The sequence below is a fragment of the Sphingomonas sp. J344 genome, from assembly GCF_024700005.1.
Lineage (GTDB): Bacteria > Pseudomonadota > Alphaproteobacteria > Sphingomonadales > Sphingomonadaceae > Sphingomonas.
Map to the genome: position 1 here is coordinate 863,824 of NZ_JAJONB010000001.1, position 14,198 is coordinate 878,021.

Below are 14,198 nucleotides of genomic sequence, written 5' to 3' on the forward strand. Positions count from 1 at the left end.
ATGTCTTGGCCGGGCTCATTCGCGTGCACGACATTCCGGCGCAGCGCGGTTTCGGCGAGGAGCAGCCTTCGCAGGAGGACGAAGACGCGCCAGCGGCCGCGGCGGGAAGCCGCCTTTCAGACCAGCTGAAGAGCTACTACGCCAAACACCTCGACCCGACGAAGGGACCGGACCCCAAGGACCTGGGCGCGCTGCAGGCGATCGAAGCCGCGCAGGATGCATTCGACAAGCGCCTCACCGAAAGCTTCAAGGCCGCCTTCACCGAGGTCGAGGGCATGGGCTATCCCGGCGTGACCGACCCCCGGCCGCGCGTGTCGACCCGTTTGAAGGCGATCGACGGCCTCAATCACGGCGCAGCAATCACCTTCGAGGTCGACGTGATCGCCGAGGACGGCGGAATGACGCCGATCCTACGCCTGCCCGAAGCGAACAACGGCTTGGGGTATCAGAATCTCATCTCGATGATCTTTCGCCTGATGAGCTTCCGCGATGCGTGGATGCGCGTCGGAAAGGCCTCGAAAACCATCTCAGCGGTTCATACCGAACCGCTCCACCTTGTGCTCATTGAGGAGCCGGAGGCGCACCTTCACGCGCAGGTGCAGCAGGTCTTCATCAAAAAGGCTTACGCCGTGCTGCGCGCCCATGAGGACCTTGGGGACAATTTGAAGCTGCGCACCCAGCTCGTGGTCAGCACCCACTCTAGCCACGTCGCCCACGAGACCTCGTTCTCGTGTCTCCGCTACTTTCGTCGCCTGCCGGCTGGGATGGCCGCCAAGGTGCCCGTGTCGACGGTGATCAACATGTCGGAGGTGTTCGGGGCCAATGGCGAGACGGAACGGTTCGTAACCCGATACCTTCGCGCGCAACACGCCGACCTATTCTTCGCCGACGCCGCCATTCTCGTGGAAGGGCCGGCAGAGCGTATGCTCGTCCCGAACTTCATCCGGGCGCACTATGACGAGCTGAACCAATGCTACATCACGTTGCTCGAAATCGGGGGAAGCCACGCTCACCGGCTGCGGCCCTTGATCGAGCACCTCGGCCTCCTGACGCTCGTCATCACGGACCTAGACACATTGACGGGAACCGGCGGCGCTTCGGCTCAGCCCGCGAAGGGGACCGGCCAGAAGACCAATAACGCCACACTGAAAACGTGGATTCCGGCAACGGATGACGTTGACGCGCTCATCGATGCTGATGATAAGGCGAAGACCCGGCGATCCGACGGCGATCCGCTCTTTGCAGTCCGCGTCGCTTATCAGGCGCCCGTGAAGGTAACGCCTCCCGGAACCGCAGGCGCGGACACCGCATTTCCGTACACCTTTGAAGATGCGTTTGCGTTCGAGAACATCGCGTTCTTCGCGGCGTTCGAGGGGACCGGGCTGGTGCGGAAGTTCAGGGCGGCGATCGAAGCTGGCGGTGGTGCCGCCGCGATTGGCGGCCGCATGTATCAGGCGTTGAAGGACGGCAAGAAGGCCGAGTTTGCCCTTGATGTGCTGGAGGCCGAGGGGTTCGATGACCTCGTCGTACCACGCTACATCGCCGAAGGCCTGGAATGGCTGTTGGCGCAACTGAAGAAGAAGCAGGTCGAAATCCTGCCCGAGATCGAGCTTGCCGAGCCGAACGCACCGCAGCCAGAGCAGGTCGCGTGATGAGCGGTGCGGACGATCTCCACGACGTCGCGGCCGATGAGACGATTATCGGCTGTCTAGATATCGCCAAGCCACGCAGCTTCTTCGTCTATGCGGGCGCAGGGTCAGGGAAGACGCGTTCGCTAGTCGAGGCCATTCGAACGGTTTGTGAACGGCAAGGTCGCGATCTGTCGCTGAGCGGCCAGAAGATCGGCGTGATCACCTACACCAATGCGGCCTGCGACGAGATCAAGCAGCGCTTGAGTTCGATCCGCGCGTCGAAGTGTCGACTATCCATGCTTTCGCCTGGTCTCTGATCTCCGGCTACGACAACGACATCCGGGGATGGCTAGCCGGCCGGCTGCTCCAGGACATTGCGGAGTTGGAGGAAGCGCAGGCGAAAGGGCGCGCGGCCAGCAAGGCGGCCGCCGATCGAGCCCGTTCGATCGAGAGCAAGCGACACCGACACGAGAACCTGGGGTCGATCATCCGCTTTATCTACAGCCCGACCGGCGACAACCAAACGCGCGACTCTCTGAATCACGCCGAGGTGATCGCCATGACGGCCGATTTCCTCGCCTCCAAGCCGGGCTTGCGTCGTCTTCTCGTCACGCGGTTCCCCGTGCTGTTGATTGACGAAAGTCAGGACACCAGCCGCCAACTCATGGATGTGCTGCTCGACGTCGAGGCGGCGCATCGGGACACGTTCTGCCTCGGGCTCTTCGGCGACATGATGCAAAGGATCTACGCGGACGGGAAAGAGCGCTTGGCGGAAGCCATTCCGGAGGCCTGGGCTCGGCCGCGCAAGAGCATGAACCATCGCTGCCCGACAAGGGTGGTGGAGTTGATCAACCGCGTCCGGCAAGATGACGATGGCGAAAAGCAGCTGCCGCGGAGCGATGCCGCAGCCGGCACCGTGCGCTTGTTCATCGCGCCGCAGAGGGCGGACAAGTCGGCAACGGAAGCGGCGGTCGCCGCTCGAATGCAGGCGATCACCGGCGACGAAGGTTGGTCCGAAGGCTCCGACGCCATCAAGACGCTCGCGCTCGAGCACCTAATGTCCGCTAGGCGTTTCGGGTTCGAACGGTTCTTCGGCCCCCTTTACGCCGTCGAGCGGATTAGAACGAGCTTCCTACAGGGCACGGGGGCCGGGATCGGCTTTTTCACGCGCGAGGTTCTGCCGCTCGTCGAAGCATTACGAGCTGCCGACCGGTTCGCGGTCGCATCGATCGTTCGCAAGACGTCGCCGCTCCTCGACAGCAAGGCGCTTGAGGAGGCTGGCGAAGGCCAGGCCGAGGTACTCGCCGCCGCGAAGGCGGCATGCGATGGTCTGCTGGCCTTGGTTTCGGGCCATGCCATGCCAACGGCGCGAGAGGTGCTGCGCTACATCGCCGAGACGCGGCTTTTCACGATTCCCGACGTGCTGGCCCCCTTCACGGTGCCGGACGAACCCACGGACGACGAAGGAGCCTCGGGCACGGACGAGGAGGAGCTGAATCTAAAGACTGAACTTGGGGGATGGCGTCAGGCGCTCGAAGCGCCGCTTGACGAAATCGAGCGGTACGATCGCTATGTTAGCGGCACTTCCAGATTCGACACGCATCAGGGCGTCAAGGGCTTGGAGTTCCCTCGCGTGATGGTGATCGTCAGCGATGAGGAAGCGCGGGGCTTCATGTTCGCCTATGACAAACTGTTCGGTGCCAAGGGCAAAAGCGATACCGATCTCAAGAACGAGGCGGCCGGCAAGGAGACGACGATCGACCGTACCCGGCGGTTGTTCTACGTCACCTGCAGCCGCGCCGAGGACAGCTTGGCGGTCGTCTATTACGCCGAGACTGTCGACGCCGCGCGGGCTGCGATGGTGAAGCAGGGCTGGTTCGCCGAAGAGGAGATCGAGATCGTCGCCTAGTTCATGATGCGATAGCGTTTTACGCTTCCGGCATGCTCAACTGCGATTTGTCGGCCGGACGTCCGCAAAGTCGAAAGGGCGGCATGCACTGTGTTGGCCTTCCAGCCTGTTTCCTCGATAATTTCTCGGATGGTTGCACCGCTTTTCCGCGACAGCATGGCGACCAGCAGCGCCTGTTTTGTTCCCGTACGCGGCTGGCGTTCTTGGGCGCCGTCGCTGCCCTCCACAAGACGTACGCGAGCCACGCCGTCAGCCGCCCTCGATCTGCAGCGGCTTGCCGCTGAATACGATGAGGCTGTCGGGCTCGGATGCGAACCAAGCGTAACTGCCCCAGGCCAGGTTGCTGACCGTCTTGCGGAATGTCGGTGACGCGCGATCGAGATATGCTGTCACGAACGCCACATGCTGCGGTGCAAAGCCGGCCCCCTCCGTAATCTGCAGGAGCGCCGCTTTACGTGCGTCATTGACGGGGCCGTCTGTATGCACGACTTCGACGAAGATCAGTAGCGGATGCGCTGGGCCGAGATCGACCAGCACGATGTCAGGGAGGCTCTTGTCGGACGGGATCGTCAAGCCAATCGCCTTGGCCAGTTCGTCATCCCTTGCGACCACCTTATTGCCGCTCTCGCTCAACGTGATCACGCCCGGCTTTTGCAGGAACTTGGGCGCGAAAACCTCGATTACAGCCTTGGAAATGTCGGCGCTCGGCCCCGTCGTCATGCGGCGGGTTTCGCCGTTGGGAAACGTCACAAGTTCGTACGCGCCACCGCCGGCCGCGCCCCTGCGGACAATCGCAATCCGCGCTAGCGCACCCGCGTTGAGGTGCTTTTCCCGCCAAGCGGCTGCTTTCGCAATGAACGTGGCATTATCGAGACCTGGCGACAGCAGGCCCGCGAAATCGCCCTGCAGGGCATAGCGCCCCGCCGGCGACGTGGTGGAGAGGCCGGGACGCTCAATCACGGCGCCATTCTGGATAAGCGCATACCGGATCGTGTCGTCACGGATCGATTCCCGCGTGTTCACCGCATACCAGCGGCCGGGCACGTCAGCCTTGCTTGGCTTGATGGAGAACCTCGCCCAAGCGTCGCGTGCCTCATCATCCGTCTGCGCCGCCTGTTCATCGGTCATACGCGTGACCTGATCAGGGCGAATCCAGCGGTCTGCGCCTTCGATAGCGCCAGTGTAGAGCATCACGAAGATTGTCTTGGCCGAGATTTCCCAAATCGAGTGCTCGCGGTTTTGCAAACCCTCCGGGAATATTTCGGGTAGGCGGCCGTGGATCTCATTCCAGGGCAGGAGTGCTGGCAGCGTCATGCTTTGAGGCCATAGAGACCACGCAGGGCCTTTTCGATTGCCCCGCGCGGAGAGCCATTAGCGACAAGCCGCTCAATCGGCGCCATGGCCGACGCGGGCGGTAGCGGAATGGCCTCTAACTCAAACGCCGAGACGGCGACGCTACCGCTAATGCAACGAAATACTTGATCGACCACATCGCTGTTGAGGACGGCGGCGACGGCAGCGGGCGTCACGATCGGCTTTCCGAGCGCCCGCACCATGTTCAGGTGGTTTTCGACAATCACCCCGCCGTGCGTGTCGATGAAGGCCTGCGGCAGTTCGGCCGCGATGAGACGGCGCAGTTGCTCCTTGGCCGTGGTGCGCTGCACGAGGACGCACCGTTGGTTTACTACGAGCCACTCATCCCCCGCTTCCGTCTTGAAATAGGGTGCATGATTCTTCTTCTGCGCCCGGAAGACGAAGCGCCCGTCGGCCGTCACCGCTTCCGCCCAAATCAGTGGATGCAGCCCGCGCGCCGCGCGGGTGCGCATCTGAGACTTGAACCTGTTCCACACGAGCGGGCCGGTCGAAACGCCATATCCCCAATCCGACAGGCGCGCGGCCATGCCTTCGGCCGCCTTGATCAACCCCACATGGCCGGGCTCGCGGGGCGCAAGCCAAGGCGCGCCGGCGTTGATTGGAAGGCCGACCTTGCCATTCTTGGTTAGGCGCGCTTCGCGCTCGTTATCGACATTGAGATAGTGGACTTGGAAACGATCGCGCTTTCCGCCCTTGCGGTAGAGCGCGAGCAGGGTTTCCTGCAACACATCCTCGAAGACGCCACGGCGCGCATGGACGAAATCTATCGCGACGGGCGGAGCCTCGGCGGCGAGAAGCTGACGCAATGCAGTATAATACTGCCCGCCTAGAACGCTTGTAGGCGTCAGGTAGGCGATCACACCGCCTGGCCGCGTCCATCGCAGCGCAACATCGGTGAATACGCCATACAGGTTGGCATGACCGTACAGGCTGCGTGCATAGCGGGCGCGTTGCGCGGCCGAGAGGGTCACGCGCCCGTAAGGTGGATTGCCGATCACCAAGTCATATTGCGCCACGGGCGTCTCTTCGAGCGTGTCGCAGACCTTCACGAAGATCGGCGCGGCGCGGCCGCTCGCCGTACTGAGGTCAGATAGGAAGATTTCAAGCGCGGCCTGTGAGAGCGATGCCGCGTGCGGATCAAGTTCGAGGCCCGAAAGACGAGTGCCGAGCTGCGCAAGGATAAAAGCCGGTTCGCTGCCTTCGAGCGCCCGGCGCATGCGGGACGCGGCTTCCAGAAGAAAGGCGCCGCCGCCACTCGCCGGGTCAAGCACACGCGCGCTTGACCAATCGACGCCACCTTCGCCGGCGAGATCGAGAAGGCGCTGGGTCAGCGCCGGAGGCGTGTAAAATGCCCCGAGGGCGCTACGCTCCCCCCGGCAGTAGCGTCGTGTAGAGGCTGGTCAGGAAGTGGCCACCTTCCACGATCGGCAGCATCGCAGCCTCGCGCCCGACGGATGTGGCGAGCTGGCGCGCGGTCGTGTCGAGCTTTCCGCGCACCGTCACAAAGGGCGGACTGAGGGTCAGCTGGGGCGCCACACAGGCGGCAAATGCCTCAATCGCTGCCCGTGCGAAAAGGGCTGCCTGGTCGGTGCGGCGTGTCTCCGCGATCGTTTCTGCCCAGGCCCGCGCCATGACGCGGGCGCGCGCCAGCTCGACGCGCTTGGAGTCGATGGCAACGGCCGGGTCGATCGGCGCTGGTTTTTTCAAGCGCGCGGATGATCTGGAATTTGTCATCTCTTCCTCCCCCGTCGGCGCCCTAGCCATTGTTGACTTAAAAGGCGCCACCTTGATTTCGTCGGCCCGCTTCCGGACTTCCGCGATGTCAAAGCTGGTCTGCATCTCCATCAGCTGCTCGATAGGCACGCCAAAGGCCTTCTCTATGCGGACAGCCATTTGTGGTGTCAGGTCCGCGCGGCCATTAAGCAGCGCCGAGAGCGCCGGCCGGGTCACACCGAGCACCTGTGCGGCATCCGTCACAGACAGGCCGTTGGCCTCGACTATCTCGCTTTTGACGAATCCACCAGGATGGCCGGGCTCTATCGCGCGGACTGCAGCTCGCATATGACCGCCTCCCCTACTTCTGCGGCATTTCAGCGACTGTGCCCTGTAAAGAGTCGCTTTACAAGCCTGTTGTTCCTCATTCGTTCACATTGGTTGATAGTGTCACCTGCTAGGTGCGCAGAGCGGTGCACGTAGCCGGAGGCCCGCTATTCCTCGATAGCCGCCACAACTAGCCGGTCAGCTAACGGCCTGCGTTTGCCCCTCATAGTGTCAGCGGCACCGCAATGCGGTGTAAACCGGGAACCGGCGTAGAGCGGCGACTCTATAGTAGTGCAAGGGGCGATACATATTCGTTATGTTTATCCAGAGCGGGGCGCCAAATACCGTCGACTGCCGCCGCGCCGTGCCTGAGGACCGCCGCCTCTATGCCGGCATGTTGCAAGCGGCGATCATCGCGGAATGATACTTCAATAGCCAGTTTTGGCGGCCGCTTTGCGCCAGAGACGGGCAGTGGCGGAAGTCGCGGCGAGTGCCGATAGCGGACCTCGATGGGAGCTAATGACTTCATCGAGGGATGTTCTGCAGCTTACGACCTCAACGCCTTCAGGAGCATCTCACGCGCGAAAGAAACGCGAGGGTGCCGCAGAGCGGATCTTGCCCAGACAGAATGGGATTGTTCACGGGCGGAAATCCGGGACGGTGAGGCTTAAAAGATGGTTGTCGATGCCGAACGCCGCATTACCTCGCACTAGGTCGGGAACAGCGTGACCGACTATCCGGAATGTCACCTCACCCCGCGCAATTCCAATCAGCTCAGAAGCGCTTTAACATCGCCTCGGACTCATCGCCGCCGCCTCAGCCAGTCCGCAATGGCCAGGGCCACGGAAAGCAGCGCGAGCAGCGCCGCCAGCCGCGGCTCGGAGGTAAAGACGATGGCCGCGCATATCGCGAGTGCCGCCGGATAAAGCTGCGGATTGCCGCCGCTGCCCCGCCCCCCACCGCGCAACCGCTCGAGGTCTCGGGGGGCGATGCTGATCGGGATCGTACCGGTTCGGGCGACCTTCTCAATCTGCCCCACGAGGCTCGGCGTCGATAGCGCCGCTCTCCCCAGCGCGGCGAGCAGCTTGCCCGCTTCGCCGCGTAGCCGTGCCGGGCTGGTCCGCTCCCGCATCAACTCCCTGGCAAGGGGAGCGAGTTCGCGAGTCATGTCGAACGACGGATCGATGCGCCGGACGAAGCCCTCGGCCGTAAGCAGGGTACGGAGCACCAGGGCCAGATCGGGAGGGAGGGCGAGATGAAACTCGCGCAGGAGCGCAAAAACCCGCTGGAAGATGTCGCCAAGGTCGATCTGTTCGAGCAGGACGTTGCTGAAGCGGTCGATCAACTCGGCAAGGGCCTCTTCCAGCCTGATCCGGTCGACGTCCGGATCGCCCGCCCAAAGCATGAGAATGTCGACGACTCCGGCGGTGTCCTCCGACGCGATTGCCAGCCCGAGCCGGACCAGTTCCTCGCGCCGTTTCGGAAGCAGCGTTCCCACCGCCCCGAAGTCGATGAGCCCGAGCGCTCCGTCCTCTAGGAAGAACACGTTCCCCGGATGAGGGTCGGCATGGAAGTGACCGTTGATGATGATCATGCGCAGCACCACCTGGGCATAGGTGCTGGCCAGCGCGGTGAGATCGAGATTGGCGCGGCGCGCCGCCTCCAGGTCGCTCGCCGGGATGCCGCGAAACCGCTCCTGGATATTGACGCGCCTGCCAGACAGTTCCCAGTCGAAGCGGGCGGTTCGAACGCCCAGGTCCTTGAGGAAAGCGCCGATCGAATCGCTGGAGCGAGCTTCGGCGCTGAGGTCCATCTCGCGGTCGAGGCTTTCGGCGAAGTGGCGCAGCAGCTCATCCGGCTTCAGCCGCGCGATCTCGGGAATGCGGCGCTCGGCAATGCGCGCTAGGCGCCGTAAGAGCCGCAGGTCAGCATCGACGATCCGCTCGATCCCTGGGCGGCGAACCTTGACGATGACGTCCCGCCCGTCGAGCAGAGTCGCGGCGTGGACCTGGGCGATCGAGGCCGCTGCGATCGCCTTCTCGTCGAAATGGCTGAAGCAGTTCCCAATCGGCCCGCCGATCGCTTCCTCGATGAGCGGAAGCACGGTGGCGAACGGCAGTGGTGGAACCCGGTCCTGCAGCTTCGAGAGCGCCGCGATCCATTCCGGCTCCAGCAGGTCGCCGCGCATCGCGAGGATCTGGCCGAACTTGACCGCAACCGGGCCGATGTCGCGCAGTAGCGCGACCACGGCTTCCGGGCGGGCATATTCAATCGGCTCGTCGCGGGCGGACCCCAGGCCGAGGCGCGCGGCCAAGCCCTTGAGGCCGTGGCGCCCGAACAGAACCGCGATCTGAGCGAAACGCTCCCGCTCCTTCAGCGCAGCGCTGTCAGGCTCGTTCACCAGGTCTTGATTAGCCACGGCTCTCCACCGCGCGAGTGGCGCTCGGACCCTGTCGGAAGCCGGCCTCGTCTTCGAGCCCGTCCACGATCCGGCTGAGGTGCGCGATAGCGCCGTCCAATCCCGCAAGCTCTTCCACGGTCAGGCTGCCGAAGGTCTGGGCCACAATGCCGTCGTAGAGCGGCATGCCCTGTTCCAGCATCGCCCTGCCGGCATCCGTGATCTGCACGAGCTTGGCACGACGGTCGCCGGGGACCGGCAACCGCGTGACCAGGCCAGCCTGCTCAAGCGAGTCGATCGCCTGGGTCACAGTACGTGGCGCATGATCGAAAAAGCTGGCGATGTCGGTCGATCGGCGCGGCTGCTCCACAAGGAAAGCAAGAAGCTTCAGCCGGGCCATCGATGCGCCGTGAGCGGCGAGATGCGCGTCGATCAAACGCCGCATCCTGTACCACGTCCAGCCGAAAGTCGTGGCAATCGATCGTAAACGCTGTTCGTGAGGTTCCATATAATACGGTATTGCCTTAGTTTCAGTCGGTGTGGCAAGGGCGCGCGCCTCAATCCCGGAAGTGGACGAATCCTGGCATGGCCGATCAATCGACAGTCGCGGCGGCAGAAACTGAAAACACCGGAGAGCGCCGGAGTTCCCCGCTCAAGTCGCCACGGGTGCGGCTGGCGCTGCTCATTGGCGCAGTCGCGGTCCTCGTTGCCGGCCTCATCTGGTATTCCGATCGCCAGAGCCGCGGAATATACATGCAGGGCACCGATAACGCGTACATTGCCGCAGACCTCGGTTGTCGTGGCGCCGAAGATCGCCGGCTATGTCGAGCGCGTCCTGGTTACCGAGAACCAAACGGTTCGGCAGGGCCAACCACTGGCCGAACTCGACCCGCGTGAGTATCGAGCGCAATCCGAGCAGATCACCAGCCAGATCGGCGCGGCCACAGCGACGGCCGACACCACGCGGTCCCAGATTGCGGAGCAGCAGGCCGCGATCGCACAGGCGCAGGCGCAACTCGACGCCGCACGCGCCGAAGCCGCGTTCGCGGCGCAGCAGGTCGCGCGCTACCAGCCTCTTGCCGAATCCGGCGCCGAGCCGCGCGAACGGCTCGCCCAACTCCAGACACAGGCCAGACAGGCACGCGAGCGGGCCGATGCTGCACGAGCAGGCCTGGTTGGCGCGCAGCGGCGGGTCGGCACGCTCGGCGCGCAGATCCGGCAGGCTCAATCGCAGGCCGACTCCGCGCGGGCGCAACTCGCCGCTGCTCGCCTTAACGTGGAGTCGACCCTGCTCAGGGCGGCCATCAGCGGCCGGGTCGGTGACCTCGCTGTTCGCGTCGGGCAGTTCGTCCAGCCCGGCACCCGACTGATGACCTTGGTGCCCGTCGACCGCTTGTTCATCGAGGCGAACTTCAAGGAGACCCAACTCGGCCTCATGCGGGTCGGCCAGCCGGTCAGCATCGAGGTGGATGCGCTTCCCGGCGTTGAGCTCACCGGGCGCGTGGCAAGCTTTGCTCCGGGTACCGGCGCGCAGTTCTCCGTCCTTCCGCCGCAGAACGCGACCGGCAACTTCACGAAAATCGTGCAGCGCGTGCCAGTTCGCATAGCGATCGACGCGCCTCCCGCAGTGCGGCGACTCCTCGTCCCGGGAATGTCGGTGGAAGTCACCGTCGACACACGGTCGGCCAAAGGAGAGCTGGACAGGATTCGACGGGCCACGAGCCGGGAGCGTTAAGCGGTGGCGACAGCCGCAGCTCCCGCAGGTGCAGCGCGTCCTGAGAGAGCCGACGCGACGGCGTGGATTGCCGTGGCCGCGGGCGCGCTGGGGGCGCTGCTCGCGACCCTGGACATCTCTATCGTCAACTCGGCGCTGCCCACGATCCAGGGCGAGATCGGCGCAACCGGCACCGAGGGAACCTGGATCGCGACCTCTTTTCTCGTCGCCGAGATCGTCGTCATTCCATTGAGCGCCTGGCTCGAGCGTCTTCTCGGACTGAGGACCCTGCTTCTTATCGCCGTGACTGCCTTTACCGGCTTTTCGATCCTGTGCGGCGTCGCGACGGACCTGACGACGATGATCATAGGCCGCACTGGTCAGGGCCTGATGGGAGGGTTGTTGATCCCAACCGCGATGACGATCGTTGCCAAGCGCCTTCCGCCACACCAGCAGCCAATCGGGATGGCCCTGTTCGGGATGACCGTGATCCTGGGGCCGGTTCTGGGCCCGCTTCTGGGCGGATGGCTGACCGAGAATCTAAGCTGGCATTACGCCTTCTTCGTCAACGTACCCGTTTGCGCGCTGCTGCTGCTGCTCCTGCTGCTCGGCCTTCCGCACGAACGAACGAACTGGGTATATCTGCGCGAGGCGGACTGGCTCGGCATCATCGGCATGATCCTCGGCCTGGGAGGGCTGACCGTCGTGCTTGAAGAGGGCCATCGCGAGGAATGGTTCGAGTCGCCGCTCATCGTCCAGCTGACGATTGTGACGGTGGTCGGCTTTGTGCTGTTGGGAATCGGGCAGCTCTGGGCGGCAAGGCCTGTGTTGAAGCTTCGGCTGGTCCTCAGTCGTCAGTTCGGCAGCGTCGTCGTCATGGCGCTGGCGCTGGGAATGGTGATGTACGGCTCGATGTTCGTCATTCCGCAGTTCCTGGCGCTGATCGCTGACTATAATGCCCTCCAGACAGGGCAGGTCATCTTCCTCATGGGTGTTCCTGCCTTCCTGTTGATGCCGTTCATTCCTTTCATGATCCGGCTGATCGACATCAGGATCGCTGTCGGCGCTGGGTTGGCGATCATGGCCATCAGCTGTTTCGTAAGCACCAGCTTAACAGCAGAATCAGGCGGCGAAGCTTTCACGCAAGGACAGCTGATACGCGGAGTGGGCATGATCCTGACCATGCTCTTCTTGAATCAGGCGACGATCGCGTCGGTAAGCAAGGAGGACGCAGGCGACGCATCGGGCATCTTCAATGCCGCCCGGAACCTGGGAGGGTCATTCGCCCTGGCAGCGCTGGCTTCATTCCAGGACCAGCGCATGTGGCTCCACAGCCGCCGCATCGAAGAGACGCTGCCGGCCAACCAGTGGCAGGTCCAGGACTATCTTGGAGGGCTCGCGCATTCACTCGGAAGCATGGAGGCAGCCTTTCAGTCGCTCGCCGGAACCATCCAGCAGCAGGCCTTCGTGATGACCTACAACGACATCTTTTGGGGAATGGGCTTGCTGACGCTCCTGACCGTTCCGCTCGTATTGTTCCTTCGTCCGCTGCCCAAGGGGCTGTCGCTTTCCATGCACTGAGGCTCAAATGTCCAAGTTCCGATTTCTCATCCTTTCTCCACTGCTCCTCGCCGGATGCGTCGTCGGCCCGGATTATGCTGGACCGCCGGAGCTCGGCCGCGCCACCCCCAAAGCCACGTTTGCCCGTCAGGCACCAGGTGCGGTACCGAACGAGCCGGCCGTCGCCACCTGGTGGACGACGCTTCAGGACCCGGTGCTGGACGAGCTTGAGCGGCGCGTGCTTGCGGCCAACCCTTCTTTGGAGGCCGCGCAAGCGAGAATCCGCCAGACCCGAGCGTCGGTTCGTCAGGAGCGCGGCAACCTCTTTCCGACTGCGGGCGCTCAAGGGACAGCCGTGTTCGCCGATCTCCCCGGGATCGACCTCCAGTCAGGCCAGGGAGGCACCCCAACGCCGACGCCAACGCCAGCTCCGGCTCCGGCGCCGTCGGCACAGGACCAGGACACATCCCTGCGGTTCTACAATCTGGGGCTGAACGCCAACTGGGAGATCGACCTTGCCGGCGGGCAGGTGCGAACAATCGAGGCGGCCAATGCGCTGGCCGCCGCGGCCGCCTACAACGCGGCGGACGCGCAGGTCCAGCTGACCGCGGAAGTGGCGCAAACCTACACCAACCTTCGCGACCGGCAGCAGCGCGCCGCCGCCCTGCACCGCGCCCTCGAGCTCCAGCAGCAGCAGCTCGAGCTTGCGCAGCAGCGCTTCCGGCGGGGCACGGTTCCGGCCTTCACCGTCGGCCAGGCGGACCGCGCCGTGCAGGCAACGAGCAGTGATCTCGCCGCTGCCGAAGCCGAGATCGAGATCTACCTCAACGCGCTGGCCGCGCTTGCGGGTGAGGCGCCGGGATCGCTCGATCCGCTGTTGGCGCCTCCGCGGGACATTCCGCTGCCGCCGGACAGCGTCGCCATCGGCGATCCTGTCTCGCTCCTCCGCCGCCGGCCGGACATCCGCGCTGCCGAGCGCAACCTAGCGGCCGCGACGGCGCGCATCGGAGTGGCCGAAGCGGCCCGTTTTCCCAAGATCAGCTTCATGGGAATCCTCGGTATCGGTGGAACGACGATCGGAGACCTGGTCGACCTCGGCAACATCTCGAAGATTGCCGTCCCCCAGCTCCAGTGGGGCCTGCTCGACTTCGGGCGAACGTCGGCTGCGATCGCGCAGACCCGCGCCGGCCGCGACGAGGCCGAGGCGCAGTATCGGCAGGTCGTGCTCGGCGCGCTGCAGGACGCCGAGACGTCACTCTCCCGCTTCGCACAGCAAAGGCGCACCGTCGCCGCCCTCGCCGAGATCAGTCGGTCGGCAGAGCAGTCGGCCGCGCTCATGCGGCAGCGCTACGAGCGTGGCGTCATTTCGCTGGGCGACAGCCTCGACGCCGAGCGCCAGCGTCTGCTCGCAGAGGCCAACCTGCGCAGCGCCGTCGCAGCGCTCACTGCCAGCTACGTCGCGGTTCAGAAGTCGCTTGGGCTGGGATGGAGCGAAGCCAGCGGAGCAACTTGAGAAGCTGCCGCACGAGTAAGACATCAAGGATACACTCGACAGCGACAAGCAAAACCGTC

Annotated in this window: 11 protein-coding genes and 1 pseudogene; 6 read left to right on the forward strand and 6 right to left on the reverse strand. The window is 64.1% G+C overall.

Annotated elements, in window-relative coordinates; all coding sequences use genetic code 11:
• Positions 1-5 precede the first annotated feature (5 nt).
• The 3 genes from LRS12_RS04410 to LRS12_RS04420 are packed head-to-tail and all read left to right on the forward strand — an operon-like array spanning position 6 to position 3,540.
• On the forward strand, positions 6-1,652 hold the full coding sequence (locus LRS12_RS04410) for an ATP-dependent endonuclease (protein ID WP_374580301.1): 1,647 nt from the start codon (positions 6-8) through the stop codon (positions 1,650-1,652).
• The gene (locus LRS12_RS04415) at positions 1,652-1,948 is read left to right on the forward strand and encodes a UvrD-helicase domain-containing protein (RefSeq protein WP_257845426.1); all 297 of its coding nucleotides are present in this window, start codon (positions 1,652-1,654) and stop codon (positions 1,946-1,948) included. Before LRS12_RS04410 ends, LRS12_RS04415 begins: the two co-directional genes overlap by 1 nt.
• Positions 1,915-3,540 carry a UvrD-helicase domain-containing protein gene (locus LRS12_RS04420; RefSeq protein ID WP_257843503.1) on the forward strand — a complete coding sequence of 542 codons (1,626 nt, stop codon included), beginning with the start codon at positions 1,915-1,917 and terminating at the stop codon, positions 3,538-3,540. The genes LRS12_RS04415 and LRS12_RS04420 overlap by 34 nt, the downstream gene beginning before the upstream one ends.
• Here the strand turns inward: LRS12_RS04420 and LRS12_RS04425 are convergent.
• The 6 genes from LRS12_RS04425 to LRS12_RS04450 form a co-directional block, all read right to left on the reverse strand.
• On the reverse strand, positions 3,537-3,785 hold the full coding sequence (locus LRS12_RS04425) for a DUF3489 domain-containing protein (protein WP_257843504.1): 249 nt from the start codon (positions 3,783-3,785) through the stop codon (positions 3,537-3,539). The two genes, LRS12_RS04420 and LRS12_RS04425, sit on opposite strands and share 4 nt — an antisense overlap.
• 4 nt (positions 3,786-3,789) lie before the next feature.
• Entirely contained in the window at positions 3,790-4,854 is a 1,065-nt protein-coding gene (locus LRS12_RS04430) for a BsuBI/PstI family type II restriction endonuclease (protein WP_257843505.1), read from the reverse strand.
• Positions 4,851-6,245: an Eco57I restriction-modification methylase domain-containing protein gene (locus tag LRS12_RS04435; RefSeq protein WP_257845427.1), complete on the reverse strand. Its 1,395-nt coding sequence runs from the start codon at positions 6,243-6,245 to the stop codon at positions 4,851-4,853. Before LRS12_RS04435 ends, LRS12_RS04430 begins: the two co-directional genes overlap by 4 nt.
• Before the next feature lie 31 nt (positions 6,246-6,276).
• On the reverse strand, positions 6,277-6,975 hold the full coding sequence (locus tag LRS12_RS19895) for a HigA family addiction module antitoxin (RefSeq protein ID WP_308222969.1): 699 nt from the start codon (positions 6,973-6,975) through the stop codon (positions 6,277-6,279).
• Positions 6,976-7,756: 781 nt separating this feature from the next.
• Positions 7,757-9,355, reverse strand: coding sequence for an AarF/ABC1/UbiB kinase family protein (locus LRS12_RS04445; RefSeq protein WP_257843507.1), 1,599 nt, complete (start codon positions 9,353-9,355; stop codon positions 7,757-7,759).
• A gap of 10 nt (positions 9,356-9,365) precedes the next feature.
• Positions 9,366-9,797, reverse strand: coding sequence for a MarR family winged helix-turn-helix transcriptional regulator (locus tag LRS12_RS04450; RefSeq protein ID WP_257843508.1), 432 nt, complete (start codon positions 9,795-9,797; stop codon positions 9,366-9,368).
• A 140-nt stretch (positions 9,798-9,937) separates the two neighbouring features.
• On the opposite strand from LRS12_RS04450, the pseudogene LRS12_RS04455 reads away from it, so the two are divergent.
• The 3 genes and pseudogenes from LRS12_RS04455 (at position 9,938) to LRS12_RS04465 (ending at position 14,139) form a co-directional block, all read left to right on the forward strand.
• Positions 9,938-11,087 (forward strand): annotated as a pseudogene (locus LRS12_RS04455) (HlyD family secretion protein).
• A 3-nt stretch (positions 11,088-11,090) separates the two neighbouring features.
• Positions 11,091-12,647: a DHA2 family efflux MFS transporter permease subunit gene (locus LRS12_RS04460; protein WP_374580306.1), complete on the forward strand. Its 1,557-nt coding sequence runs from the start codon at positions 11,091-11,093 to the stop codon at positions 12,645-12,647.
• Between the two features lie 7 nt (positions 12,648-12,654).
• On the forward strand, positions 12,655-14,139 hold the full coding sequence (locus LRS12_RS04465) for an efflux transporter outer membrane subunit (protein WP_257843511.1): 1,485 nt from the start codon (positions 12,655-12,657) through the stop codon (positions 14,137-14,139).
• The last annotated feature ends 59 nt before the right edge of the window (positions 14,140-14,198 follow it).

Excerpts from the sequence above, each read along its gene's own strand:
- LRS12_RS04415 (WP_257845426.1), top strand. The coding sequence starts at position 1,652 with ATGAGCGGTGCGGACGATCTCCACGACGTCGCGGCCGATGAGACGATT.
- LRS12_RS04430 (WP_257843505.1), bottom strand. The coding sequence starts at position 4,854 with ATGACGCTGCCAGCACTCCTGCCCTGGAATGAGATCCACGGCCGCCTA.
- LRS12_RS19895 (WP_308222969.1), bottom strand. The coding sequence starts at position 6,975 with ATGCGAGCTGCAGTCCGCGCGATAGAGCCCGGCCATCCTGGTGGATTC.
- LRS12_RS04450 (WP_257843508.1), bottom strand. The coding sequence starts at position 9,797 with ATGCGGCGTTTGATCGACGCGCATCTCGCCGCTCACGGCGCATCGATG.
- LRS12_RS04465 (WP_257843511.1), top strand. The coding sequence starts at position 12,655 with ATGTCCAAGTTCCGATTTCTCATCCTTTCTCCACTGCTCCTCGCCGGA.